At 64.3% G+C, this 22841-nt stretch carries 26 protein-coding genes and 1 pseudogene; 13 read left to right on the top strand and 14 right to left on the bottom strand.

Features of this window, described 5'->3' with window-relative positions; genetic code table 11:
• Positions 1–5: 5 nt before the first annotated feature.
• The 3 genes from J3S28_RS00785 to J3S28_RS00795 form a co-directional block, all read right to left on the bottom strand.
• Complete coding sequence (locus J3S28_RS00785; protein WP_170135210.1) at positions 6–155, bottom strand: hypothetical protein; 150 nt, start codon at positions 153–155, stop codon at positions 6–8.
• A gap of 122 nt (positions 156–277) precedes the next feature.
• Positions 278–1234, bottom strand: a complete 957-nt coding sequence (locus tag J3S28_RS00790) for an arsenic resistance protein (protein WP_207835933.1) — start codon at positions 1232–1234, stop codon at positions 278–280.
• 1 nt (position 1235) lies between these two features.
• Positions 1236–2126, bottom strand: coding sequence for a universal stress protein (locus J3S28_RS00795; protein WP_207835935.1), 891 nt, complete (start codon positions 2124–2126; stop codon positions 1236–1238).
• Between the two features lie 219 nt (positions 2127–2345).
• Here J3S28_RS00795 and J3S28_RS00800 point away from each other — a divergent pair, with 219 nt between their 5' ends.
• From J3S28_RS00800 to J3S28_RS00810, 3 genes are all read left to right on the top strand, one after another.
• Positions 2346–2582 carry a DUF3263 domain-containing protein gene (locus J3S28_RS00800; RefSeq protein WP_207835937.1) on the top strand — a complete coding sequence of 79 codons (237 nt, stop codon included), beginning with the start codon at positions 2346–2348 and terminating at the stop codon, positions 2580–2582.
• Positions 2583–2628: 46 nt separating this feature from the next.
• Complete coding sequence (locus J3S28_RS00805) at positions 2629–2835, top strand: hypothetical protein (protein WP_207835938.1); 207 nt, start codon at positions 2629–2631, stop codon at positions 2833–2835.
• 209 nt (positions 2836–3044) lie between these two features.
• Entirely contained in the window at positions 3045–3926 is an 882-nt protein-coding gene (locus J3S28_RS00810; RefSeq protein ID WP_207835940.1) for a sulfurtransferase, read from the top strand.
• 21 nt (positions 3927–3947) lie between these two features.
• Here J3S28_RS00810 and J3S28_RS00815 read toward each other — a convergent pair whose 3' ends face one another.
• Positions 3948–4097, bottom strand: a complete 150-nt coding sequence (locus tag J3S28_RS00815; protein WP_207835942.1) for a hypothetical protein — start codon at positions 4095–4097, stop codon at positions 3948–3950.
• An 81-nt stretch (positions 4098–4178) separates the two neighbouring features.
• Positions 4179–4964 (bottom strand): M23 family metallopeptidase, encoded by a 786-nt coding sequence (locus tag J3S28_RS00820; RefSeq protein WP_207838048.1) that lies wholly within the window; start codon positions 4962–4964, stop codon positions 4179–4181.
• Between the two features lie 287 nt (positions 4965–5251).
• On the opposite strand from J3S28_RS00820, the gene J3S28_RS00825 reads away from it, so the two are divergent.
• Entirely contained in the window at positions 5252–6496 is a 1245-nt protein-coding gene (locus J3S28_RS00825; RefSeq protein ID WP_307796719.1) for a L,D-transpeptidase, read from the top strand.
• Between the two features lie 72 nt (positions 6497–6568).
• Here the strand turns inward: J3S28_RS00825 and J3S28_RS00830 are convergent, their stop codons facing one another.
• The 4 genes from J3S28_RS00830 to J3S28_RS00845 are packed head-to-tail and all read right to left on the bottom strand — an operon-like array spanning position 6569 to position 11060.
• Positions 6569–8155, bottom strand: coding sequence for a SulP family inorganic anion transporter (locus J3S28_RS00830; RefSeq protein WP_207835945.1), 1587 nt, complete (start codon positions 8153–8155; stop codon positions 6569–6571).
• A gap of 12 nt (positions 8156–8167) precedes the next feature.
• Positions 8168–8893: a cysteine hydrolase family protein gene (locus tag J3S28_RS00835; RefSeq protein ID WP_207835948.1), complete on the bottom strand. Its 726-nt coding sequence runs from the start codon at positions 8891–8893 to the stop codon at positions 8168–8170.
• A complete protein-coding gene (locus J3S28_RS00840) occupies positions 8890–10323 on the bottom strand; it encodes an allophanate hydrolase (protein ID WP_207835956.1) in 1434 nt (477 codons plus the stop codon). The genes J3S28_RS00835 and J3S28_RS00840 overlap by 4 nt, the downstream gene beginning before the upstream one ends.
• A 56-nt stretch (positions 10324–10379) precedes the next feature.
• Positions 10380–11060 carry a GntR family transcriptional regulator gene (locus J3S28_RS00845; RefSeq protein ID WP_207835959.1) on the bottom strand — a complete coding sequence of 227 codons (681 nt, stop codon included), beginning with the start codon at positions 11058–11060 and terminating at the stop codon, positions 10380–10382.
• Between the two features lie 149 nt (positions 11061–11209).
• Between J3S28_RS00845 and J3S28_RS00850 the strand changes: the two genes are divergently transcribed.
• Positions 11210–11605 (top strand): nuclear transport factor 2 family protein, encoded by a 396-nt coding sequence (locus tag J3S28_RS00850; RefSeq protein WP_207835969.1) that lies wholly within the window; start codon positions 11210–11212, stop codon positions 11603–11605.
• A gap of 30 nt (positions 11606–11635) precedes the next feature.
• Here J3S28_RS00850 and J3S28_RS00855 read toward each other — a convergent pair whose 3' ends face one another.
• Positions 11636–12397 (bottom strand): SDR family NAD(P)-dependent oxidoreductase, encoded by a 762-nt coding sequence (locus tag J3S28_RS00855; RefSeq protein WP_207835971.1) that lies wholly within the window; start codon positions 12395–12397, stop codon positions 11636–11638.
• A gap of 113 nt (positions 12398–12510) precedes the next feature.
• Between J3S28_RS00855 and J3S28_RS00860 the strand changes: the two genes are divergently transcribed.
• Together J3S28_RS00860 and J3S28_RS00865 are read left to right on the top strand one after the other, a co-directional pair.
• Positions 12511–13302, top strand: a complete 792-nt coding sequence (locus tag J3S28_RS00860; protein ID WP_207835973.1) for a helix-turn-helix domain-containing protein — start codon at positions 12511–12513, stop codon at positions 13300–13302.
• A 61-nt stretch (positions 13303–13363) separates the two neighbouring features.
• Positions 13364–13732 (top strand): DUF427 domain-containing protein, encoded by a 369-nt coding sequence (locus J3S28_RS00865; RefSeq protein ID WP_207835975.1) that lies wholly within the window; start codon positions 13364–13366, stop codon positions 13730–13732.
• Between the two features lie 19 nt (positions 13733–13751).
• On the opposite strand, the gene J3S28_RS00870 is transcribed toward J3S28_RS00865, so the two are convergent.
• Positions 13752–14750 carry an oxidoreductase gene (locus J3S28_RS00870; RefSeq protein ID WP_207835977.1) on the bottom strand — a complete coding sequence of 333 codons (999 nt, stop codon included), beginning with the start codon at positions 14748–14750 and terminating at the stop codon, positions 13752–13754.
• 114 nt (positions 14751–14864) lie between these two features.
• Positions 14865–15827 (bottom strand): alpha/beta hydrolase, encoded by a 963-nt coding sequence (locus tag J3S28_RS00875; RefSeq protein WP_207835979.1) that lies wholly within the window; start codon positions 15825–15827, stop codon positions 14865–14867.
• 642 nt (positions 15828–16469) lie between these two features.
• Here J3S28_RS00875 and J3S28_RS28185 point away from each other — a divergent pair.
• From J3S28_RS28185 to J3S28_RS00885, 3 genes and pseudogenes are all read left to right on the top strand, one after another.
• Positions 16470–16859: pseudogene (locus J3S28_RS28185) on the top strand (DUF6461 domain-containing protein); the annotation flags it as partial.
• Positions 16849–17154, top strand: a complete 306-nt coding sequence (locus J3S28_RS00880; RefSeq protein WP_207835981.1) for a hypothetical protein — start codon at positions 16849–16851, stop codon at positions 17152–17154. The pseudogene J3S28_RS28185 and the gene J3S28_RS00880, both read left to right, overlap by 11 nt.
• Positions 17155–17550: 396 nt before the next feature.
• A complete protein-coding gene (locus tag J3S28_RS00885) occupies positions 17551–17955 on the top strand; it encodes a hypothetical protein (RefSeq protein WP_207835983.1) in 405 nt (134 codons plus the stop codon).
• Positions 17956–18243: 288 nt separating this feature from the next.
• On the opposite strand, the gene J3S28_RS00890 is transcribed toward J3S28_RS00885, so the two are convergent.
• A complete protein-coding gene (locus J3S28_RS00890; protein ID WP_307796722.1) occupies positions 18244–18861 on the bottom strand; it encodes a TetR/AcrR family transcriptional regulator in 618 nt (205 codons plus the stop codon).
• Positions 18862–19141: 280 nt separating this feature from the next.
• On the opposite strand from J3S28_RS00890, the gene J3S28_RS00895 reads away from it, so the two are divergent.
• The 3 genes from J3S28_RS00895 to J3S28_RS00905 all read left to right on the top strand — a co-directional run bounded on the left by J3S28_RS00895 (position 19142) and on the right by J3S28_RS00905 (position 21920).
• The gene (locus J3S28_RS00895) at positions 19142–20422 is read left to right on the top strand and encodes a serine hydrolase domain-containing protein (protein ID WP_207835986.1); all 1281 of its coding nucleotides are present in this window, start codon (positions 19142–19144) and stop codon (positions 20420–20422) included.
• Between the two features lie 107 nt (positions 20423–20529).
• On the top strand, positions 20530–21309 hold the full coding sequence (locus J3S28_RS00900) for a hypothetical protein (RefSeq protein ID WP_207835988.1): 780 nt from the start codon (positions 20530–20532) through the stop codon (positions 21307–21309).
• A 35-nt stretch (positions 21310–21344) separates the two neighbouring features.
• A complete protein-coding gene (locus J3S28_RS00905) occupies positions 21345–21920 on the top strand; it encodes a hypothetical protein (protein WP_307796724.1) in 576 nt (191 codons plus the stop codon).
• 109 nt (positions 21921–22029) lie between these two features.
• Here the strand turns inward: J3S28_RS00905 and J3S28_RS00910 are convergent, their stop codons facing one another.
• Complete coding sequence (locus tag J3S28_RS00910; protein ID WP_207835990.1) at positions 22030–22791, bottom strand: maleylpyruvate isomerase family mycothiol-dependent enzyme; 762 nt, start codon at positions 22789–22791, stop codon at positions 22030–22032.
• Between the last annotated feature and the right edge of the window lie 50 nt (positions 22792–22841).

Here is a 22841-nt window from a genome sequence, read left to right on the forward strand (position 1 = left end):
GACGACTACTGCCCGTCGGTGGAACCCTCGGTCCCACCGAGTGCATGACCGCGATTGATCTCGTGTCCGTGCTCGCCGGCCTCGTATACGGCGAGCTGCTTACGGAGTTCCTCGGTTTCGCCGATCGGTTCCGCGTCTTCGAAAGGAAAAGTCATCAGTCCTCGCAGGTGTGGGTGCTTCTCACTCCACCGTACGTCTACCGGGTGCCGGTACACGCGTGGTTCGGCACCTCAGACCGGCGCCGCGAGGGCGGCGAGCGCGCGAAGAACTCTCGTGCTCAGGCGACCAGTCGCGGGATGAGGCGAACATAGAGGACCATGCCGATCACCTCGACCAGCGTCTGGGTGACCACGACGACCGCAGCGATCTCGAAACCGGCGGGCAGGGCCAAGGCCAGTGGCAGCACCACCAGTGAGTTTCGGGTGGCACCACTGAAGACAAGCGCCCGTCTGCGCCCGGTGTCGAGACGGAACGCGGCTGCAAGTGCTGTTCCGAGAAGCGCCATCACGACCAAGAACGCAACGTAGAACGGCACCACGGACAAGACATCGGAGAGATTCCCGTCGAGTGTGGGCACCTGGGACGCCACCACCACGAACAGCACTGCGGACATCAGCGGGACCATGGTGGTGTTCACCGCCTCGGTGACGCGCGTGTCTGCAGGTCTGCGCGTTGCCCACCATTGGGTGGCCCAGGCCAGCGCCAGTGGGACCACGATGAGGACGACGAACGCGACCACGAAGGGCCGGAACTCCACGATGTCGGCCAGCTCGGAACCGAGGAAGAGCCACAGAAACAGTGGGAGCAGTGCCATCTGGGCCACCAGTAACAGTGGGGTGGCCGCGATCAGGCGGGTACTGCTGCCCCCTGCCAGCCCCGTGAACACGATGACGTAATCGACGCAGGGGCACAGCAGTACCAGCAGCACACCGATCTGCACGGCTTGTTGCGCAGGCAACATCGCGAACATCACCGTGACGACCAGGGGCACGATCGCGAAATTGATCACCAGCAGCGCGGACAGGAACTTGGTGTCGCGTAGCGCTTTACCCAGGTCGGCGATCGGCACCTGGAGAAATGTGACGTACAACAGCGCCCCGAGCAGCGGGTTGATCGCATGTTCGAGGATCGGGCCGAGATCGGTTGCCGCCCAGCCCACTGCGCCGCCCGCGGCGATGGCGATCAGGTAGATCGCGACCTGGTGTCGCTCGAGGCGGTCGGCGAAACCGCTCACCTCAGGGCGTCACCAGGACCGAGCACTCCGCATGGTGGATGAGGCTCTGGCTGACCGAGCCGAGTATGGCGCCGGACAGTTTGCCGTGGCCTTTGCTGCCGACGACCACCAGCTGGGCGTCTTTCGACAGATCCTTGAGGCCCTTCGCCGGCCCGACGTCGGTGTAGACCTTGTGGACATGCGCGCCGGGGAACTCCTTGCGCAGCGGCGCGACGATTTCGTCGAGCTTTTCCTCCTGCGTCGATTGCAGAAGATGGAGGAGGTTCCAGTCGACAGGACCTTCGCCATAACCGAGGCCGACGGCCGCTCCGGTCTCCCACATGTGGGCGACGGTCAGTGGCGCACCGAGAACCTCTGCGGTGGCAAACGCGGCACGCAGGGCGCGCAGCGAGTTGTCGGACTTGTCGACACCGACGACGACGGGGAGGGGCTTACCCGTCCGCGTCGCCTGCGCCTCTCGCCAGACCAACACCGGGCATGTGGCCTGGTTGACTATGCGGATGACGTGGCCGCCGAGGATGAGGTCACTTGCAGCACTGGACCAATGAGAACCGATGACGATGAGCCGGGCCGTGTCCGATGCCACCGCGAATGCCTTGGCAGCCGCCTCGTTGACAACCCGTCTCGTCACCGTCAGCTCGGGGTGGGAGGCGCGGATCTCTGCTTCGGCAACGTCGAGTTTCTTGTCGCCGTCGGCGGCGAGTTCATCGGCGAGCGCGTCAGGACTGAACACCATGGCATTGGCGAAGTACCACTCGAGTCGCGGGATGGCATGCAGCAACTGCAAGGGTGAGCCGCTCTTCGCGGCGTAGTCCGCGGCCCAGCGTGCTGCGCCGAGCGCGGCCTCCGATCCGTCGATGCCCACGACCACCGCGCCTGTGTCGGTACTCATCTCACGTCCTCGTTTCTGGCGGCCGGGTCGTCGGTTTCTGGGCGATCCCCGGCGCTCGGTGTGCACCGAACTGGACATGACAGTACCGGTGGCGGGGTCACACACCCTGCTCACATCGAATTAATCCGCAGTTCATGACCCATTCATCTATTTAATCCCTTTGGCCATAAATGGGAGATCAAGGATGCGAGATTCTCTGGACAGCTGGATAATTGAGTTATGACCATCACAGGCAGTGACCTACCAGCCGGGCATCTCGAAATTCTCGACTTCGCCCGACGCTGGTATCCGTACGGCGGCGGGACCGCTGAAGACATCCTCGTCGAGTTCGGCATCGCCGAACGAGAGTACTTCCGGCGATTGAGCGACATCCTCGATGGCAAGGAGGGGGCGGCCGTCGATCGCTCGACCTTCGCTGCGATGAAGAAGGTCGCTGCGGATCGTCTGGCGACTTAGCCCGAAGCGTGGGACGGCGCGGGCCTGCGGGATAGACTCCTGCGCCATGACCACGAGCAAGTGGGGCCAGGACTCGAACGAGGCGCAGGCGCAGTACTTTGCCGCGCAACTCGAGGAGTGGGCTACACAGATCGAAGAAGAGATCACGACCCTCGCGGCACCCGCAGAGACCCATGCCACGAAGCGAGTCGAATTGTATGAGGTTCGTAGACAGATCGATGCGCTGCGCCGGCGGTTTCCCGCCGCTTTCTGAAGCGTTGCGTCCTTGGTTCCGGGGCTGACCGCACCATCTCGTGCGACATGCCCGCGCATGAAGGTGGAGTGAGGCGGAGTATGTCAGCGTGGGGCCACGCTGTCACCCATTGCAGGCTGTGAGGTCGGGTACGGTGCCCCGTCGCGATGCCGGCCATTACCGTGCACGTCGGGGGGAATGTCCGATTTCATATCCTCACGGAAGGCCCCATGAGCAACAAGTCACTACCCGCGATCGTTGACGTCGCCTGGTTGCAGTCCCATCTCGACGACGCTGATCTGGTGGTCGTGGACGCCACCACTCACCTTCCGATCCCAAAGGACGGGCCGTATGTCCCCGAGTCCGGGCAGGCGACCTATCAGGCCGAACACATCCCGGGCGCGCTCTTCGCGGAGCTGTTGACCGACTTCGCCGATCCCGACAACGAGCAGGCCTGGACGGTGCCGAGCTCGGAGCGATTCGCCGCGGCGGCGGGCGCCTTGGGGATCGGCTCCGGAGCGAAAGTGGTCGTCTACGACCAGTCGGCGGGCTTCTGGGCAACCCGCTTCTGGTGGCACCTGCGGCTGGAAGGTTTCGACGACGTCGCTGTACTCGACGGTGGCATCGCTGCGTGGAAGACTGCGGGGCTCCCGGTCACCGACGAGCCGTCGACCGCGACACCCCGCGAGTTCGTTCCCCTACGCCGACCGGAATTGCTGCGCTCGACAGAGGAGATCTTTGCCGCCCTCGATGACGAATCGACCATTCTGGTCAACGTGCTGGACGAGCCGACCTACCGCGGCGAAACCACCACCTACGCACGCAACGGCCACATCCCGGGCAGCATCAACGTGCCGGTCACGGGGGTGCTCGACGCAGAAAACGGCGGATTCAAACCCGTTGAGGAGCTGCGAAGAGCATTCGAAGCTGCGGGTCTTCTCGACACCGACAAGACAATTGTCACCTACTGTGGCGGCGGGATCGCTGCAACCGGTGTCGCGCAGGCCCTTTCGCTGGTGGGTCGGAACGATGTCGCAATCTACGATGGTTCGATGACCGCGTGGGCTGCCGATCCGGATCTGCCGTTGGTCACAGGTGATTCGCCGCGCTGATCTGAGACTTCTCTCGCACGTTCACTGTCCGTCGGTGGTGCCTTCGGAGCCACCGACGGCGTGTTTACGTTCGCCGCCCGCACCTTCCTGGGCTGCCTCGTAGACGTCTTTCTCCTCGTCCTTCTCAGCGGTCTCGCCGACGGGCTCTTCGTTCTCATGCGGGAAGGTCATGGGTGCAGCGTGCCCCAACCGGTGTGACACCAAACAGCGCCCCGACCATCAGGTCGGGGCGCTGTGTTGTTGTCTGTCGGATCAGCCGATGCTCACGCCGCGGTTGTTCAGCCAGACCTGGGGGTCGATCTTGGCGCCGCTCTGGTCCCAGACCTCGTAGTGCAGGTGCGGTCCGGTGGACTGTCCTTCGTTGCCGACCGTGGCGATCTGCTCGCCGGCCTTGACCTGTTGTCCGGCCGTCACGAAGCTCTGGTCGACATGGCCGAAGACGCCGATGGTGCCGTCGTCTTGTTGGACCCGAACCCACTGCCCGAAGCCGCTCGCGGGTCCGGACTCCAGTACTGTGCCGTCGGTGACCGCGTAGACCGGGGTGCCGATCTCGTTGGCGATGTCCAGTCCGTAGTGGGTGGTGCCCCATCGGGCGCCGTAGCCCGAGGTCAGGGTGCCCGTGGTCGGAGAAACCGCAGTGCGGCCGTCGGGTTGGGCCGACTGCGGAGGAAGCAGGTCCTGCACCAGGTCATCGAGCGGCGCGGGCAGCGTCAGGTCCGACGGCAGGGTCAGCTCCGGGGGCAGTGCCGGCAAGGGGGGAAGTGCAGGGAGTTGGGGCAGCGCGGGGAAGCCGGCGTTGACCGGTGCGGCCGGGGTGTCCGCAGAGGCCTGAGCGGCCCCACCCACCGACAAGCCGATCACTCCGGCGACGGCGGCGAATGCGCCTGCTTTGGCCGTGGTCGGGACCACGCCGGTTCGGGGGGCGCGATGCTGCGGTCCACGGCTTGCGGACGCCTCCTGCACCAGTACTCTGCGTTGAGCAGCGGTCGGTTGCGCGCCGGACTGCGTCAAACAGATGCCACGCTCCCACGGAGCCATCTGGGCGCGCGTGACGCCGGGTCTGACCTGGAGGCCCGGTGAGACAGGGGCCACGGCGGGCGCCTGAAGGTACGGGGCGGGTGCGGTCAGGCGGTGTCGAGCCACAAATAGGTCCTTTTCTCAGAAGCAACGTTTTGGTATCAGCGAGGACACGGAAAGGTTACTACGTGCCGTGCGGGCGCCGCAGGCGGGCATGACGGAAACGGGCAAACCGGTCAGCCTTCCGTAAACTGGTGAGCGTTGGTAATGGTGAGCGTCGTGGTAGTCGTGAAAGAGGAGTGTGCCCGGTGTCCGAACGCCATCGGAGTTCAGATGGTCACATCAGTCGGCGGGGGCTACTCATCGCGGGCGGTGGTGCGCTCGCTGCAGCGCTTGCCGCCTGCGCGAGCGGGGGTACGACGACACAGAAGTCCTCGGCTCCGCCGCCGGTACCCGAGGCGCAGGTGACCTTCGAGCCGCCGTCGGCAACCGTGGGCTTTGATCCGGTGGGCACGGTGCTGGTCAGTGTCGCCGAGGGCACGCTGGCCGACGTGGTCATGACCAACGATGAGGGTCGGGTGATCCCCGGGGTCATGACTCCCGACAGATTGGCCTGGAAGCCCGACACCGCCCTGGGTTACTCCAAGACCTACCGGCTCGAGGCGACCACCCGAGACGCGGCGGGCCGTACCCGTTCGACAACCAGCACATTCAGCACCGTCGAACCGAACAACCTGACCATGCCCTCGTTCGTCACCACCGGTGGGGGAGCGCTGCGGGACGGCGCCACCTACGGCGTCGGGATCGTCACCGTGGTGCATTTCGACGAACCGATCACCGACCGTGCCGCTGCGCAGAAGGCGCTGTCCGTTCAGACGGAGCCCGCCGTGGAGGGGCAGTGGAATTGGGTCGACAGCCAGAACGTGCACTGGCGGCCCAAGGAGTACTTCCGGCCCGGGACCAAGGTGACCGCTCGTGCGATGGTCTACGCCATCGACCTGGGCAACGGTCTGTACGGCCAGGATGACGCAGTGTGCTCGTTCACGATCGGCGATTCGCATGTCTCCATCGCCGACGACACCACGAAGCAGGTGAGCGTCTACGTCAACGACGAACTGGTACGCACGATGCCGACCTCGATGGGCCGGGGCGGCACCGAGACGGTGAATGGGAAGACCATCCACTTCTGGACTCAATCGGGCACCTACACCGTGCTCGACAAAGCCAACCCGGTGATCATGGATTCTTCTACCTACGGACTGCCGGTGAACTCGCGTCTGGGATACCGCGAGACCATCAATTGGGCCACCCGGATCAGCAATGACGGCATTTACCTGCACCAGCTGGAAGACACCATCCCCCAGCAGGGCAACACCAACATGTCGTCCGGCTGCCTGAACCTGAACCCCGACAACGCCAAGTGGTTCTACGACCTCGCGGTCACCGGCGACGTCGTCGAAGTCCGCAATACCGGCGGTCCTGCGCTCGAGTTGTGGCAGAACGGCGACTGGGGCGTGCCCTGGGAGACCTGGACGGCCGGCAGCGCACTCTGACAGACCGGCCGGCGACGAACAGCAGTGCCCCGACCGCTTGGCCGGGGCACTGCTGTCTGCGCGGGGGTGGCGCTATTCCGCCATCACGTCCGAGTCGTCGTGTTCCACTGACTCTTTGCCCCCGGGGAGGAAGTAGTAGCCCAGGCACACGAGGCCGAAGAACAGGTAGCCCAGTGCCACCTCGGGCGCCGCGTTCCAGGCGACCTCCGGGGCGTGGATGAGGCCGATGAACGAGAGCACCGCACCGACGGCCGACGCGATGGCCGCGTAGAGGAACTTCTTGTCGATGATGAAGGTGACCATCGTGCCCAGGACGAGTCCGACCAAGACCGCCCCCTCGCCGAACACCTTGAGGCCTTCGTAGACGACGCCCGCACCGTTGAGCGACTCCATCCCGACATCGTTCGCCGTCGTGCCGGCCGCTGAGAGAGCGTTGTCGATGAGTCCGTGGGCCCACTGCGCGAGGTTCGGCAAGATCGCCGCGACCACCGCGATGGCGTGGATCCGCGGTACTGCCTGGAAAGCCTGCGCACCGATCAGCAGACCGATGTACAGCAAGATCGGCACGATCGCCGGTACCGGCAGTATCGAATCGAGCACCCCGAAAAGGCCTAGGAAACAGAGCAATCCGATCGCGACGCCGCTGGCGAGTGAGTAGCTCGCGCGACCGCCGGCGTCTTTCCAGCCGGGATGACCTATGTACACCGCAGGCGGGAAAGGGGAACCGAAACCGGCACCGATGATCGCGCCGGCGCCGTCGGCCAGCAGCACGCTGCGCAGGTTGTAGTTGTCGCCGGCGGCTGCCGCGCTCTCGACATTGCTCATCGCCTCGGTGAAGTTGTAGACACCGAGGGGGATCGCGGTGCCGAGCAGTGGCGCGAGGTCTTTCAATCCGTCGAACAGCATGTCGAAGCGCTGGTCTGGGACGCCGACCGCGATGTCGCCGATTGCGTCACCCACGGCAGGCGCATCCATGAAACCGCCGGCCCAGCCGATGGCGGTACCGACGAGCAGGGCGGCCAGACCGACCGGAATGTTGCCCGGCAGGCGCACATTGGTGAAGAAGCCGATCAGGATGATGGCGAGCACCGGTAGGCCGATCCACGCGGCTTCGTACATCTGGGCCGCGGGCCGCATCGAGATGAAGGTGATCGAGATTCCGGCGAGGGTGCCGAGCATCGCTGCGCGCGGGGTGATCTTGCGGATATACGGACCGACGAACGCCCCGATCATCACGATCACGCCGATCATGAACGCCCACGCGAGACCGGCCTGCCAGGCTGCGATCGCGTTGTCGGTGTTGAGGTAGACCGGCAGCATGACCACGAAGACGACGATGAACATGTGCGGGACGCTGGGTCCGTACGGCAGCGCCGTGACGTCGGTGCGATTCTCTTTCTGCCCCAGGCGTCGTGCCAGCCAGGTGTAGTAGAGGTTGCCCAAGATCAATGCGACACCGAGCGCGGGCAGCACCGTTCCCAGGACGTCACCGGGGGAGACGCTGATGACGCCGATCATCAGCCCGGTGAGGGTCAGGACGTTCACCAGGATGTTGAATCCCAGGCCGAAGAAGGCGTTGGTGTCGCCGCGAGTCCACCACGGGATCTTCACGGGTTCGGGGGTCGGCAGTGGGACTTTTTCGTTGACTTCAGTACTCATGGACGGTTCCTGTCAGCTCTGGGAGGCGGGGGCGGAGGCTGGTGTGACGGATAGAGCGGCAATGGCGGGGATGACCGCCGCGGAATCGGCGACCCAGCCGAAGATTCCACCTTGCGCACTGATCATTTCCAGACCGATGCGCTGGAACTCCGGGAAATACGATCCGACGCAATCGGATACGACGAGGCACTCGTATCCGCGGTCGTTCGCCTCCCGGGTGGTGGTGTGCACGCACACCTCCGTTGTGACCCCGGTGACGAGCAGTTGCGTAATGCCCGCCCCGGTGAGGATCTCCTGCAGGTCGGTGGCGTAGAACGCCCCTTTACCCGGTTTGTCGATGACGATCTCTCCCTCGATGGGTGCGAGTTCGTCGATGATGTCGTGGCCGTACTCGCCGCGGATCAAGATGCGGCCGTACTCACCGGCGTCGCCGATCCGCTTGGACGGCGCGCCGCGCCGAAGTTTTGCTGGGGGACAATCGGATAGGTCGGACACGTGGCCTTCGCGGGTGTGGATCACCATCATTCCGGCGGCTCGCGCGGCGGCAATGAGGTCGGCGAGAGGCGGGACCACCTTCAGGAGCATGTTCACGTCGTTGCCGAGGCTCTCCCCGAAACCTCCGGGCAGGATGAAGTCGCGCTGCATGTCGATGACGATGAGCGCCGTTTTACCCGCGATCAGCGAGTACGGTTCGGGCGCCGCATCGACAGATGTTGACACGGTGGGGGATTCGGTCATGAATGCTCCTCGATGACTGATGTTGGTGCCGAATGGTGGTGCTGCGCATCGGCGGGCAGCGCGGAGATGGTGCGGGGTTCGTCGAGAAATCTTGCGGCGAGAGTCAGGACTGTGTCGTCGGAGAGCGCCGGCCCGAGGATCATCGCGCTCAGTGGTCGGCCGTCGGCGGTATGGCCGACAGGAATGGCGACACCGGTGAGGTCGAGAAGATTTCCGAAGTGTGTGTAGTGACCCAGCATTGTGTTGCAGTCGATGGGACGCGCAAGCACCTCCTCGACCGTGAAGGTGGTACCGATGGTGGGGACCACCAGGACGTCCATGTCTTCCCAGAGGCGGGCCACCTCGGCTTTGAGGTCTTGTAGCTTCTGTTGAGCGGCAAAGGCATCGACGGCGGTGTATTTCTCGCCGCTGCGGAGGATGTCGCGGACGACGGGGACGATCGACTCAGGTTGTGCAGCGAGGAAATCAGCGAACTCGACGAGGCGTTCGGCGACCCACGGTCCCGAATAGAGCAGGGCGCCTGCGGCGAGGAACGGAGCCAATGGTGCATCGACGATGTCTTCTGTGCGGGAGATTCGGTGGCGGAACGCCAGGTGCGCTGCCTGCATCTCGTCATCACCGAAGAAGTCGAGCTCATCAGGGGCGGGCAACCCCACCCGGATCGATCGGCCGTCGTGGCGGGGACCGCGGTCCCGAGACCAGGAGTCGCGGTCGTCGCGACCGATCACCACGTCGAGGACCCGGTCGGTGTCGTCGATCGATCCGGCCATCACGGTGATGCAGTCGAGCGACTTGCAGGCCGGGACGAGTCCGACAGTGCTGATCAGACCGCGGGACGGCTTGAAACCCACAACTCCGTTGAGTGCGGCCGGAACTCGGCCCGACCCGGCGGTATCGGTGGCGACAGCGAAGGGCACCTGCCCCAGGGCCACGGTCAGAGCGGACCCGGAACTCGAACCACCGGAGATCATTTCGTTGCCGTACACACTCCGCGGCACCGTGTACGGGGTGCGGGTCCCGTTGAGACCTGTCGCGAACTGGTCGAGGTTCGTCTTGCCGACGTACAGGGCGCCGGCGTCGAGAAGACGCTGCACGACAGGTGCCGTGGCCTCGGGGAGGTAGGCGTAGTCGGGGCATGACAGCGTGGTGGGGACGCCAGCGACGTCAATGCTGTCCTTGACTCCGAAAGGGACCCCGTAGAGCGGGAGGGTGCGGGCGCCGGGTCGTTGTTCGATGGCTTCGGCTGCGGCGAGGAGCTTCTCGCGCGGCACAGTCGACAGCCAGGTACCGTCGTCGCCCCTGGCGGCGATCGCGTCGGCCACGCGGGCCGCTGTTTTTGTCGGGGATCCGCTACCGCTCGCGTGGGACTGCAGGATCTCTGCGACCGATGGACCGATCGTGGGCCCGGTTGCCGTTGCATCGAAAGTCATAATGTCGATTGTCGACAGAATCGTGCCAACGGCGAAACGGCTGTGTGTCGTTTGTGTTAGCTGTTGCTCTCCAGGCCCAGGTAGGCCAGTTGTCCGTGGTTTTTGGCCGCCGCGACCGCAATTCGTGGATCGTTGGTTTCCAAAGCTTCGAGAATTCGCTGGTGTCGCCGGATCCCGTCGCTCGGGTCGTGGACGCGGGCTTCGCTACGAAGATTGATCGCCATCGGCAGCTGCAGCTTGAGCAGGACAGGTTCCATCGCTATGTCGAGCTGTCGATTGCCGGCGAGCCCGACGACCGCCGCGTGGAAGCGCCGGTGGGCGTCGTCCTTCTCCAGGTCGTCATCGCGCTCACTCGCGGTGCGCATGTCTTTGAGGGCTTCGCGGACCGGATCGAGGGCGGACTCGACATCGGCAAGGGGCAGCGCCGACTCGATGGCATGTCGTTCGAGGATGTGCCGCAATTCGAACAATTGCAGGATGTCCTGTGGTGACCACTCGGTGACGCGTGACCCCCTCCGCGGGAAGTGTTCGACGAGGCCCTGCTGGCTGAGCAGGCGCAGTGCCTCGCGCAGCGGCGCCCGGCTGATGCCGAGACTTGCGCACAGTTGTTCCTCGACGATCTTCTCGCCGGGCTTCAGTGCTCCCGACAGGATGGCGTCGCGAACACGGCGGCCCGCAACGTCGACCAGGCTGACGGGAAGGCCTTGCTCGTCGATCGCTCCTCTTGGCACGGCCACAAGCCAGCCTCGTCCTTTCGCTCAGCGAACCGGGTGATTTTGTCGACAATCCTAGCCGGATGATGGAGATTCTTACCTCCGACGTCATCGCCCAGGGACACCTGCAGGCAGCACGATTGTCATCACACACAACATTCAAGGAGTAGACAATGACCGGAACTATCCAGGACACATCGCATCTCGACACCGTGGGTGCGCTCGTCGACCGGTATCTCGCCGCATGGAACGAGACAGAACCCGTCGCTCGTCGGGCGCTGATCGAGGCACTGTGGACCACCGACGGCGTGTATACCGACCCGCTCGCGTCGGTCTGCGGCGTCGACGGTATCGATCAGGTCATCGCCGGCGCGCAGGAGCAGTTCGCCGGCCTGACGTTCGTTCGTGGAGACGTACTCGACGCCCACCACAACATCGCCCGATTCACCTGGGAGTTGGTCGCAGAGGTGGGCGCCGAGCCTTTGGTGGTCGGATTCGACGTCGCGGCCGTGAACGACGAAGAGAAGATCACCGCCGTCTACGGGTTCATCGACAAGATGCCCGGCTGAGACGAGCGAGAGGGATCGGGTCTCGTGGAGCTAGGTGATGCTGACGCCCCCGTCGACGACGATGGTCTGACCGGTGACGTATCCGGAGGCCGGCGACGCCAGCCAGATCGCGGTGGCGGCCAGTTCTTCTGGGTCGCCGGTCCTGCTCAGCACCAGCCGCGGACCCATGGCCTGCAGGTAGCCGTCGGGGTAGGTGTCGGTCATCTCGGATTTGAAGAAGCCGGGGGCAATCGCGTTGACGCGGATACCTTTCCGGCTGCCCCACTGCTGGGCCAGGTCGCGGGTGAGTCCGGAGATGGCAGCCTTGCTCGCGGAGTAGGCGGCTTGCGGGAGGCCCGCGGTGGTGATGCCGAGGATGCTCGAGATGTTGATGATCGAGCTCCCCGGTTGCATCACTCGGCCGGCGGCCTGAGCGGCCCAGTACGAGCCGTTCAGGTTGATGTCGACCACCGCCCGGAACTCGTCCGGGGTTTCTCGGGTCGCCGGCACCGCGGTGCCGACGCCGGCGTTGTTGATCAGCACGTCGACCTGGCCGAACTCAGCCATCGCGGCGTCGACGAGCGCGGTGGCCTGGTCTGGCTGGGATATGTCGGTGACGACGGACAGTGCCGTCCCGCCGACGGATTCGACCAACTTCGCGGTCTGCTCGAGCCGGTCGGCGCGGCGGGCGGCCAGGACGACCCGGGCGCCGGCCTCGGCGAAACCCTTGGCAAAGGCAACGCCGAGCCCGGACGAAGCGCCGGTGACGATCACCACCTTGTCGTCGATGCGAAAGCGGTCGAGCACAGTCATGTCCAGCTCCTCGGCGTTGATGATCCGGCGTTCGATGGTCCGGGCCCGATCATAGGCTGACCGTGAACTCGCGCGGACATAATGCTTCTAGGAACGGAAGGGAACGTCCGGACATGACCGACCGACAGCGCTACCTCTTCGGCGATCTGCTGCGGGATTGGCGAACCACCAGGCGCGTGCCGCAGCTCGAATTGGCGTCGGCGGCCGACGTCTCGGCGCGACATCTCAGCTTCTTGGAGACAGGTCGGTCGGCGCCGAGTCGCACAATGGTGCTCAAGCTCGCCGACCACCTCGACGTGCCGCTGCGGGAACGCAACCAGCTACTGCTGGCGGCAGGGTTTGCGCCGACCTACGGCGAATCGCCACTGGACGGCGAGCGGATGACCATGGTGCGTAGCGCTTTACGTCAAGTCCTCACGGCAACCGAACCGTACCCGGCGCTGGCGGTCGATCGGCACTGGAATCTGGTGGACGCCAACGCAGCGGTGGCGGCATTCACCCACGATGCACCCGACGACCTGCTCGCGGCGCCGTTCAACGTCCTCAAGTTCAGTCTCGATCCGCGTGGACTCGGTGGCCGGATCATCAATCTCGGGCAATGGCGGACGCACCTGTTCGAACGGCTGGACCGGCAGATCCGGGTGACGGGGGATCCCGAGCTGAAATCATTGCTCGCCGAACTGAAGGCATTCCCGGGGCCGGAAGTGGAGGAAGAGGACGCGGTGATCTCCGGCGATGTCGCCGTGTACCTACGTCTGCGCACCGGTGATCAGGAGTTGTCGTTCTTCAGCACGGTCACCACCTTCGGAACGCCACTGGATGTGACCGTGGACGAACTCAGCGTCGAGAGCTTCTACCCCGCTGACGACAAGACCGCGGAGTACCTGCGTCGACTGCTGCCGTGAGACCGGGGAATCAGCGCGGCCGGTGAGCGGTTATCTCTGTGACACAAGAGAGGTGGATCACATGGCAAAGACCCGGTTGATACCCGACGAGACACATCCGATCACCGTTGAGGCAAGCGCAGGTCAGGTTCGGGTGCGGGCCGGCGAAACCATCGTCGCCGACACCGCGGAGTCGCTCACGCTGCAGGAATCCACGTATCCGCCGGTGGCGTACATCCCGCTGTCCGCCGTCGATCCGTCGCTGCTCAGACCCAGCGATACCGAGACCTACTGCCCTTACAAGGGCGACGCCTCGTACTTCGACCTGGTGACGCCCGACGGGGTGATCGCCGACGCGGCGTGGACTTACGCCGAGCCCTATGACGCCGTCTCGGGCATCGCCGGGCACCTGGCGTTCTATCCGAACAAGGTCGTCATCACGGTCTCCTGAACGCCGGGCCCGGCGCTGATCAGAAGCCGCCGGCGACCTTGACGACGGCGCGACCAGAGAACTTGCCCGCGCGGACCTTGTCGATGACCTCGGCGACGTCCTTCACATCGACTTCCGTCGTGACATCTGCAAGATGCTGCGGGACGAGCGAGGTGCCGAGCTTCTCCCAGAGCGCCCGCCGCGGTTCGATGGGCATCTGCACCGAGTCCATCCCGAGGAGCGCTACCCCGCGCAGGATGAAAGGCAGGACGGTCGTCGAAAGGCCTGGGCCTCCGGTGAGGCCACTGGCCGCGACAGCGCCGCCGTACCTGACCGAGCTCAGGACGTCCGCCAGTGTCGCGCCGCCCACGCAGTCGACGGCTCCGGCCCAGCGTGTCTTGCCCAAGGGGCGGGGTTTGGCATCCGGGTCCTCCGGTAACCGCCCGATCACGTCGGCGGCACCGAGGGCGCGGAGTCGGTCGGCTGCTTCGGTCTTTCCGCTGGAGGCGACGACCTCGTAGCCTGCACCCGCCAGCAGATCGATGGCGACAGAACCGACTCCGCCTGTCGCTCCGGTCACCAGAACCGGCCCGTCCCCGGGGGTGAGGCCGCGCTCGATCAGGGCTTGCACGCTCATCGCCGCGGTGAACCCGGCGGTCCCGATGGCCGCTCCGTCGTGCGGGGAGATCGGACCGAGTGCGACGACCCATTCGGCCGGAACCCGCGCGTATTCGGCGTACCCGCCGTGACGTCCCGTGCCGATCTCGTAGCCGTGGGCCAGGACCAGGTCGCCGACCGCGAAGTCCGGTGACTGCGACTCCACCACCTCGCCGGTCAGGTCGATGCCGGGGACGATCGGGTAGTCGCGCACCACCCCGCCCTTCGGCCTCAGCGCCAGCGCGTCCTTGAAGTTGACGCTCGAATACAGCACCCGGATCGTCACGTCGCCGTCCGGGAGTTGCGCTGCGTCGAGACTCTCGACCGCTGCCACGATCTGATCGTCATCCTGCCGGGCCACCAGGGCTGAGAAGTTGTCCATGTCTCGAAGCTAATCGCAGCCGCACGTTCCGGTGGACACGGGGAGGGGCGTCGAAGCAAGAAGGCCGCGACCCGAATTGCTTCGGGCCGCGGCCTTGAGTGTTGCTTGTGGTTGCTAGACCCCCAGAGCGGGAGCCAGGGTGCCGTACCAGGATTCCTTCAGACGGTCCTGCCAGAACGACCACCAGTGCACGCCTTCAGGCGTGATGTGGGTCTGGGGGTTGATGCCGGCCGCCTGGAGGCTGGCGACGTAGAGCTGACTGCTGATGCCTGCGGCAGCTTCCAGCGGAACCATCTGGGAGAACTTGATCGGGTCGAACGACGCGCTGGCCGGGTTGAAGGCCGGGTTGGTACTCGGTGATCCGGCGCCGGACGAGACGTAGACGCGCTTGCCACGCAGGTTCGCGGTGTGCAGCGACGGGTCGTTCTCGAGCCAGGCACCGGCGGGCCAGATGCCCCACATGTTGACGGGGTTACCGCCCATCTCGAGGACGGATGCGGCGATGCCCTGGGCGAATCCGGGGGAACTGACGGTCGGGTAGCCGCTGTACGAGGCGACACCCTGGTAGAAGTTCGGGTGCTTGGAGGCCAGGTTGAGCGCGGAGGTGCCGCTCATCGACAGGCCCGCGATCGCATTGCGGCGGTTGTCGCTGCCGAAGTTGGCCTGCATGTAGGCGGGCAGCTCCCGGGTCAGGAAGGTTTCCCACTTCTGCCGACCCAGGGTGGGGTCGTCTCGCTGCCAGTCGGTGTAGAAACTGCCGCCGCCGCCGAACGGAATCGCGACGTTGACGTTCTTACCGGCGAAGAAATTCTGTACATCGGTCTCGAGCAGCCAGCCGCTGTTGTTGTTCGGGGCGCGAAGACCGTCGAGCAGGTACAGGGTGGCGTTGTTCGAGCCACCGCCTGCGGCGGGAAGCACCTTCACCGGAATGCTCTTGCCCATCGAGGCCGAGTAGACGCGGACGGTCTGTGGTTCGGCGGAGGCAGTGGCAGGAACGGCAGCGACCGACAGGGTCACACCGGCAACCACGGCAGCGGCGCCGGCGACCAATTTCCGCCAGGCAAACTTTGCGCGCATCAGTTTCCTTCATATGCAGTGTTCAGATGGCCCGAAACGAGCCGGGAAGTCCTCGGAGCCGCCTGCGACCCCGAGAAAAGATAACAGCAAAATAACAGCAGAGCCGCCCACGTGCATCCCCGGTCCGGAGGTCCGGCCGGCGCTAGGGCTTCCACCTGCAGGTTCATCCCGGTTTTTGTCTTCGCTGATCCGTACTTCTGGTGCTTCCCAGCCGAGGTCAGGCAGCAATCTGGCTGAGCCCACTATTCACACGCGGATACAGCACTCGCGTGATCAAGGTGCTGCCGACGCCGAACGACAGGAAGCTCTGAACGAGGACGAGGACGACGGGCAGTCCTGCTTGACGAGATCCAGGACGTCGCACACTTAAAACTGTGCCGGCGTGGACGCCACGAGCTGGCCCGTCGGCTTCGGTACGTGCGTGGCCGCTGTGGGCGGCTACTGGTCGGACGGCCGACGGTTCGCCACCGCACACCTTCGCTGAACGCGGAACATGTTGTCCCAAGAAAGGTCCGCCACCTGGGTTAAGCGAGTCCAAAGAAGAGGATCTTGACGTGTTCACGTCGGTTGACATCCCCGACACCGCGCTTGGAGGATCTGTGAGTTAAGTCACTTCGAAGGCGGAGCTCCTTTGAGCACAACGGTTATGTCGGAGCCAGTAGTCAACTCATGCGACCACTCTCGGTCGGTAGGGAAGTCGTTGTCCACTATGGCAGCCAATACTCGTACTTCCACCAGCACGTAGACGGCGTGGTCCGGACATGGTTTGAAACGCTGTTCGCGTCCCAGCGGCACGGATCTGCACCCGATGAGCTTGTGCCGACGATGCGTCAGATCGGTGGGTTCGAGCTCGATCCTCATGCAGAACCAACTGAGTTTCACCACGACGAGGCGACGTTCGCGTTGTGTGACACCGTGGCTGGTCAGCACCTGACACCGCAGCTGCTGCGGGTGCCACCTTCACTGTCGTCGAGGTTGTCAACCGGCCGGGTACCCCCGCCGCCGCCGCGCCGGACCGTCGGTGGCCGATAGAGCAGCTCAACAAACGCAGGCGATCCGTGACTGGGCACGAACCCAAGGTCTTGATGAACCTGCTGCGATTCTGCTTGCCTTTGTGGCTGCGCCACCAAAGGTGCGGGGCGAGCTGGACTCGCTCGTCCTAGACCCTGTCGTGTATCGAATCCGGGCCTATGGCCGTGAGCGCATGCACACGTCGGTGCCCAAGACTGAAGACGATTTTGTTGTTGATTGGGATTACGATCCACACGACCCGAACTACGACATGTTTAAGAATGAAGACATTCATGCTGCAGCTGTGGACCACTGAGGCCACTGACAGTGAGCCAGTCATCTTGAAAGACAGTCCGCGCTACCTTGCGTTCTGACAGTCGGTGCGCCCTCAACGCCGACGAATCGAATCAACGGCCAGGCTAGACGCAGACCGAAATACACTGTGGCGCAACTTGAACTGGTAACGCGAGGTGTTGATGTGAGACGAGTAGCTTCTGGCCGTCACCGAAGGTATGGTCCAGGAGGGATACGTTTTGCTGCCAGGAAAAAAATTCGCTTTGAGCGCAATAGTCGAGACCCTATGGTTTGTAGCGCCGCCAACGGAAATCAATGTAGGGTGCGGGGCGTTTCGGCCGATTCCACTCCGCCGCATCAGCACAAAACGTACAATCCTGTGGCAGACAGTGAAGTGCCGGGAAAAGGGGGCGGACTCATGAGCAGGCTTACCAATTGTCGCGCGATCGGTGCCGGGATCGTGGCGGCGGCCGGCGCTGCACTGGTGCTGGGGGCCGGACCCGGTGCTGCCGTACCGGACACCGGCTCTGCTGGAGCGGGCACCGCCGACCTGTCGCTAGCTATTTCCTCGGGCTTCGACACCTGCTACCTCGCGATCACCAACAACGGACCGGGCACCGCACACAACGTCATCGCCGTACCCAGCAGCCTGGCCGCCCTCGTAGCCGGTGGGCCACCGGAACTATTGGGCACTGTGCCCGCCGGCCAATCGCGCACCGCATACTTCAACGGATGCGGCTTCATTCACGGCACACCCCTCACCTACTCGGTGTTCTCGACCACCGCTGATCCCAACCTGTCCAACAACACGGTCACCTACTAGATCTGCCGCCAAGCGGCCTGGTCTTCCGGTCCCTGGTGGGCCGCCGGTCTCGCCCCCACTGCGACTACACGTTTACTTCTGCTCGACCTCGATACCGCGAGCCAGTCGGTCCGGAAAGTTGTCCAGATATACTGTGGCACAGTCAAATTGCGGCATTCGTACAGGCCGTGTCAAGTAGACTGCTGCATGTTGCTCAGACGGACAAGGACAAACCGACGTCTCGCTGAGCGTCATTGTGAGCGACTCGGCGATGATGCAGACATCGGCGAGAGGGACTGGCGTTGACGCTTACTCTCTGGGCTGCTGTCGGACTTCGGTGAGGAACATCGTGACGACCCGACGCGCCTGTGCGACCCAGCGATCGCCTCCGGGGTCGTTGGCCACCTGCTGGTGGGTGAGGCCTGCGCACAGCGCGGTGAACAGGTCGACGTCCTCTGCGCGGCTCACGCCGGCTGCCTGCAGCAGCGCCGCTCCGCGGTTCAGGAATTCGATGGCAATCGCGTAGGACTCCGGGGAAGGTTCGAACCCAGGGATGGTGCGCTGGAAAAGTAGCTGGTGACGTTCGACGTCGTCGCTCGAGAATCGGACGATCCTGCTGACGAATTCGGTGAGATCTTGTTCAGGATTGCCAGTCGGCGTCAGGTCCGCGGTGTATGCGAGTAGCTGGCGGTTGCCGTCTGCAAACATCGCGTCGTAGAGCGCCAGCTTGGAGTCGAAATAGGCGTAGAGCGACGGCTGGCGCAGGTCTACCCGATCTGCCAAATCGCGCAACGAGATTCCGGCCAACCCGTCTGCCCGGCTGAGCGCCCAGGCCTCTTCAACGATCGTCGCGATCTTCGCGGCCCGGCGCACGGCGCGACGGTCGGGCACAGAGGGCTCGGCCCCGGGCTGTTCCGCCTCTGACACGGCAACACCTATCCACGATAGAAAAACTATGAACGATCGAAGTCATCATACGGGCTCGTGGATACGCCGAAGGCACACCTTGTGGAGCTATCAGTGATAGATATACTATCAACGATAGTGTGGCTGCCTATTGTTCCGACCGCGACAATCGGCCTTCGAAAGGACCGTTTTTGATGACCTCCAGCACTGGAATGCTGTACTGCGACAAAGATTCGCTGTGTCTCACCGCACCTGAGGGCGTGTGCGGGCACCCGCTCGCCGGAAGTCGAGCGTGAGCATCATGACGAACCCGAAAATTCGAGCGGCCTTGGCGATTGCCGCGGCAGCAGTGCTCGCCCTGAGCGCGTGCACGTCGCAATCACCGACCGGCGCCACCGATACATCGACGACGGCGGCCGAGCCCGACTATTCGGCCCAGCTGCGCAGCGCCATCCCCGCAGTCATGAAGGACAACGCCATCCCGGGCGTTGTCGTCATGGTGCAATCGCCCTCTCGAGGGGACTGGACCTCCACATTCGGCACAGCTGAGCTCGGCCGAGATGTGCCGATCGAGATCAATGACTACCTGCGCATCGGCAGCAACACCAAGACCATGACCTCGACCGTCATCCTGCAGCTCGTTCAAGAGGGCGTTCTCTCGCTCGACGACCCGATCTCGAAGTTTCGGCCCGACGTGCCTGGCGGCGACAACATCACCATCGCCGACCTTTCCGAAATGCGCAGCGGGCTCTACAGTTACACCTTCGACCCGGCCTTCAATGCCACGCTGGATGCTGATCCGCAGAAGGCGTGGACGCCGGATGAGCTGCTCGCGATCGCCTTCTCTCATCCGCCCAATTCGGCGCCGGATCAGGTCTTCGACTACAGCAACACCAACATCGTGCTGCTCGGGGTGGTGATCGAACAGCTCACCGGGATGTCGGCCTCAGAGGCGTTCGCACAGCGCATCTTCGAACCGCTGGGTCTGACGCACACCCACCTGCCGGCGCCAGACGATTCGTCGATTCCCGACACTCATCCGCAGGGTTATCAGTTCGGCACGAACGTCGAAACGATCGACTCGTACGCCGTCCCCGCCGCTCTCCTGCCCGACGCGCTGAATGGAACCCTGAAGCCGCTCAACCAAACAGACGCGAACCCGTCGTGGGCGTGGACGGCCGGCGGCGCCATCTCCACCCCCACTGACCTTGCCACCTACGTCAAGGCCCTCGTCCGCGGCGGCTTACTCGACGACGAGACCCAGAAGCTGCGACTGGACAGTGTGCAGTCGATGACCTCTGGCACACCGAGCGGCGTCGGCTATGGCCTCGGGATCGCACAGTTCGCCCCCGGCATCTTCGGGCATGACGGTCAACTGCCCGGCTTCTCTACGTTCATGGCTTACAACATCGACACGGGCGACACCATCATCATCGGCACGAATCTTTCGGCCTCCCCGGTCGACGGAGAGAACGCCGCAGTAGTGGTGGCGAAGTCCATCATCGGCACGCTCTACGGAAAATCCGCCGTACCCGGCGACCCGGCCGCCGCGCCCACTCAAACCTCGGGAGTGCCCAAGTGACAACCACACCCACACACTCTGCAGCAATACCACCGAACCCCGATCCCGACGGGGCCGCTGCAGCAGGAGAGGCGACGTCATCGCCCGCTCGACGGAGAGTCTGGCAGATGTTCGCTGCGATGCCGGTCATCATGATCGTCACGCACTATCTGACGGTCATTCCGCATGAGTACAGCCATTCGTTCATGGCCTGGATTGTGGGCATCAAGAGCAACCCGTTGCTGATCGACTGGGGCGGCACCGGCGCGTGGAATCTGTTCCTGCTCGCACACATCGACGAGAACGTCGACTACACCCAGGCGCTGGCAGCAGGCGATCACTGGCAGGTGGCGTTGGCCGCGTTCGCAGGACCAGGAATCGGCAACGGTCTGGGATACGTCGTGGCCCGGCTGATGATCAAGCGAAGGCCGATCGTCAGCCGGCCGTGGGTTGCCCTCTGGCTGTTCTGGTACCTGTTCTTCTGCGTCGCGAACCTGTACGACTACGTCCCCCTGCGAGTGTTCGCCGATGACGGAGACGTCACTCATTTTGTCCTCGGCTGGCAGATCGACCGCTGGTGGATCTACACCATCGTGGGCTATCTGGTGCTGTGGATCGTGGTCGACTTCTACCGTTCCGTTCTCCCGTCCAGCCTCCAGGCCATAGGATTTGAGTCGTTCACCCTCGCTCGGGCGGCGATGCTCGTGGCAGTGACGCTGTGGCTGTTCGGCTACTTCGCCCTTCCGGCTCTGATGGAGGAAGATTCGGTGTCGTTGTTCATGGGACGGACCTCGCTCGCGTTGATCCCCGTCGTGGTCGTGGCTGCGTGGAACCGGAGCGTCGTCCGGCCTCTACGGACGGAACCGACGGTCGGCGCCACCGCGGCCGAGCATGAAGGCACACGGTGATCAGGTCGATCGCGCCGCGATACGCTTGGCGCGCAGTGACAGTCGTATTGCTCTGCTTATCACCGGTTGTGCTGTGTTTCGCGCATGCGAACGCGGCGCCGGGTGACGTCACGACCGTGTCGGCGGTGTCGGGCAACATCGCTACTGCGACCATCACCAACCGGTCGACAGCTGTGATCGGGTGCAAGCTGTTCGGGTTGCCTGCAGGTTCGGTGGCGGACAGCGGATCGCGGCCGCCATTCGGCTACGTCAACCCTGTTGATCCGGGTGCACTGATCCTGCCCGGGACCACGAGAACGGTGACTCTTGAGGTGTTCACAGAGGACGGCCCGAACGGATCCACTGCCCTTCCTGAAGGGGTCTACGACCTGTACTGGGGCTGCACCACCGTGCCGAATGTCGACGGCGTCGAACAATGGGGCACTCTCGCCCCTGCCGGCGGGGTGCCGACGGCGGTGACGTCGCGGCTGGTGGTGCCCGGAGACGCTCCGGAGACTCCGTTGCCTGCGCCGCAGGCGGTCGTGCCCGGACCCTGTTACGACGCACGTTGTTTGCCACCCGACCTCGCCGATGTCGTCGACGACCTGTGGAACGAATTGACCTCCCCGTAGCACCATCGGTCGGGGCCGCGAGTGGCGTCCGTTGCGACCGGGCTTTCACTGCGGACCCCGATAGGCTCCGAGCGTAGCTACACGTACTGCGTGAGGCTGTGATCGATGGTCAGAGGGGCAGAGGGTTGGTGAGGAGCCCGGTGGCCTCGCCGCGGCCGGACAGAATCGAGCAGAACTCGACGGCGTCGATCTCGAGTGACTCACCACCGTGGCCGGACCGGTATGAGCCCCCTGCCGGACCGGTCAGGTCCAGGGTGAACGGTAGACCGTGCGTGCCTGCCCATTCCGCGACAATGTCGGCGACGAGGCGCCCGTCGTGCTCGGCGTCGATGTCGAGCTCGGTGCCGGCTGCGCGGGCGATGTCGACTCGGTGCATCCAGACGTCGCGAGTGAAGCCGACGTCGAACAGGTACGCGACCGTCTGACGTCCCACCGGGGCGGGCAGACCCAGCAGCGGCAGCTTGGCAATCGGGCGGGGCAACGTCGTGCGGGATTTGAGCGCCTTGGGGGCGATGGCGTCCCACTCGGCGATCAGCTCGTCGGGCGAGTTGGTGGACCGCTCGCGGACGTGTACTTCGTTCATGCCGTCCCACCAGTACTGCCCGCCGATCTCGGCGACCAGTGGCTTGCCCTTCCGGATCTGCCGAACGAACTCGACCGGAGACGCCTGCCCGGCGGCCGATCCGACTATATGGGCCGCGACGGCGTGCACATCCCACAGCTGACACGCGGTGGGTTTCGTCCAATCGCCCTCGCGGAGTGCGCGTAGGGCGGCGGCGAACTTGCCGTTCTCGACTGCGGCGATCTGCATCGCCTCTCGGTGCTCGATTCGTGGGATCGAGGTGACGTCAGTGTACGAGGGGACGGTCATGGTCGGCCTTTCGAGGCAGTTCGTGATCGGAAACTGGTTCAGTTGGCTCG

Origin of the sequence: Williamsia soli (genome assembly GCF_017377795.1) — a bacterium.
Lineage (GTDB): Bacteria > Actinomycetota > Actinomycetes > Mycobacteriales > Mycobacteriaceae > Williamsia > Williamsia soli.

Coding starts and splice junctions, on each gene's coding strand:
- J3S28_RS00785 (WP_170135210.1), bottom strand. CDS start 155: ATGACTTTTCCTTTCGAAGACGCGGAACCGATCGGCGAAACCGAGGAA.
- J3S28_RS00795 (WP_207835935.1), bottom strand. CDS start 2,126: ATGAGTACCGACACAGGCGCGGTGGTCGTGGGCATCGACGGATCGGAG.
- J3S28_RS00800 (WP_207835937.1), top strand. CDS start 2,346: ATGACCATCACAGGCAGTGACCTACCAGCCGGGCATCTCGAAATTCTC.
- J3S28_RS00805 (WP_207835938.1), top strand. CDS start 2,629: ATGACCACGAGCAAGTGGGGCCAGGACTCGAACGAGGCGCAGGCGCAG.
- J3S28_RS00810 (WP_207835940.1), top strand. CDS start 3,045: ATGAGCAACAAGTCACTACCCGCGATCGTTGACGTCGCCTGGTTGCAG.
- J3S28_RS00815 (WP_207835942.1), bottom strand. CDS start 4,097: ATGACCTTCCCGCATGAGAACGAAGAGCCCGTCGGCGAGACCGCTGAG.
- J3S28_RS00820 (WP_207838048.1), bottom strand. CDS start 4,964: ATGGCTCCGTGGGAGCGTGGCATCTGTTTGACGCAGTCCGGCGCGCAA.
- J3S28_RS00830 (WP_207835945.1), bottom strand. CDS start 8,155: ATGAGTACTGAAGTCAACGAAAAAGTCCCACTGCCGACCCCCGAACCC.
- J3S28_RS00835 (WP_207835948.1), bottom strand. CDS start 8,893: ATGACCGAATCCCCCACCGTGTCAACATCTGTCGATGCGGCGCCCGAA.
- J3S28_RS00840 (WP_207835956.1), bottom strand. CDS start 10,323: ATGACTTTCGATGCAACGGCAACCGGGCCCACGATCGGTCCATCGGTC.
- J3S28_RS00850 (WP_207835969.1), top strand. CDS start 11,210: ATGACCGGAACTATCCAGGACACATCGCATCTCGACACCGTGGGTGCG.
- J3S28_RS00855 (WP_207835971.1), bottom strand. CDS start 12,397: ATGACTGTGCTCGACCGCTTTCGCATCGACGACAAGGTGGTGATCGTC.
- J3S28_RS00860 (WP_207835973.1), top strand. CDS start 12,511: ATGACCGACCGACAGCGCTACCTCTTCGGCGATCTGCTGCGGGATTGG.
- J3S28_RS00865 (WP_207835975.1), top strand. CDS start 13,364: ATGGCAAAGACCCGGTTGATACCCGACGAGACACATCCGATCACCGTT.
- J3S28_RS00870 (WP_207835977.1), bottom strand. CDS start 14,750: ATGGACAACTTCTCAGCCCTGGTGGCCCGGCAGGATGACGATCAGATC.
- J3S28_RS00875 (WP_207835979.1), bottom strand. CDS start 15,827: ATGCGCGCAAAGTTTGCCTGGCGGAAATTGGTCGCCGGCGCCGCTGCC.
- J3S28_RS00885 (WP_207835983.1), top strand. CDS start 17,551: ATGAGCAGGCTTACCAATTGTCGCGCGATCGGTGCCGGGATCGTGGCG.
- J3S28_RS00895 (WP_207835986.1), top strand. CDS start 19,142: ATGACGAACCCGAAAATTCGAGCGGCCTTGGCGATTGCCGCGGCAGCA.
- J3S28_RS00900 (WP_207835988.1), top strand. CDS start 20,530: ATGTTCGCTGCGATGCCGGTCATCATGATCGTCACGCACTATCTGACG.
- J3S28_RS00910 (WP_207835990.1), bottom strand. CDS start 22,791: ATGACCGTCCCCTCGTACACTGACGTCACCTCGATCCCACGAATCGAG.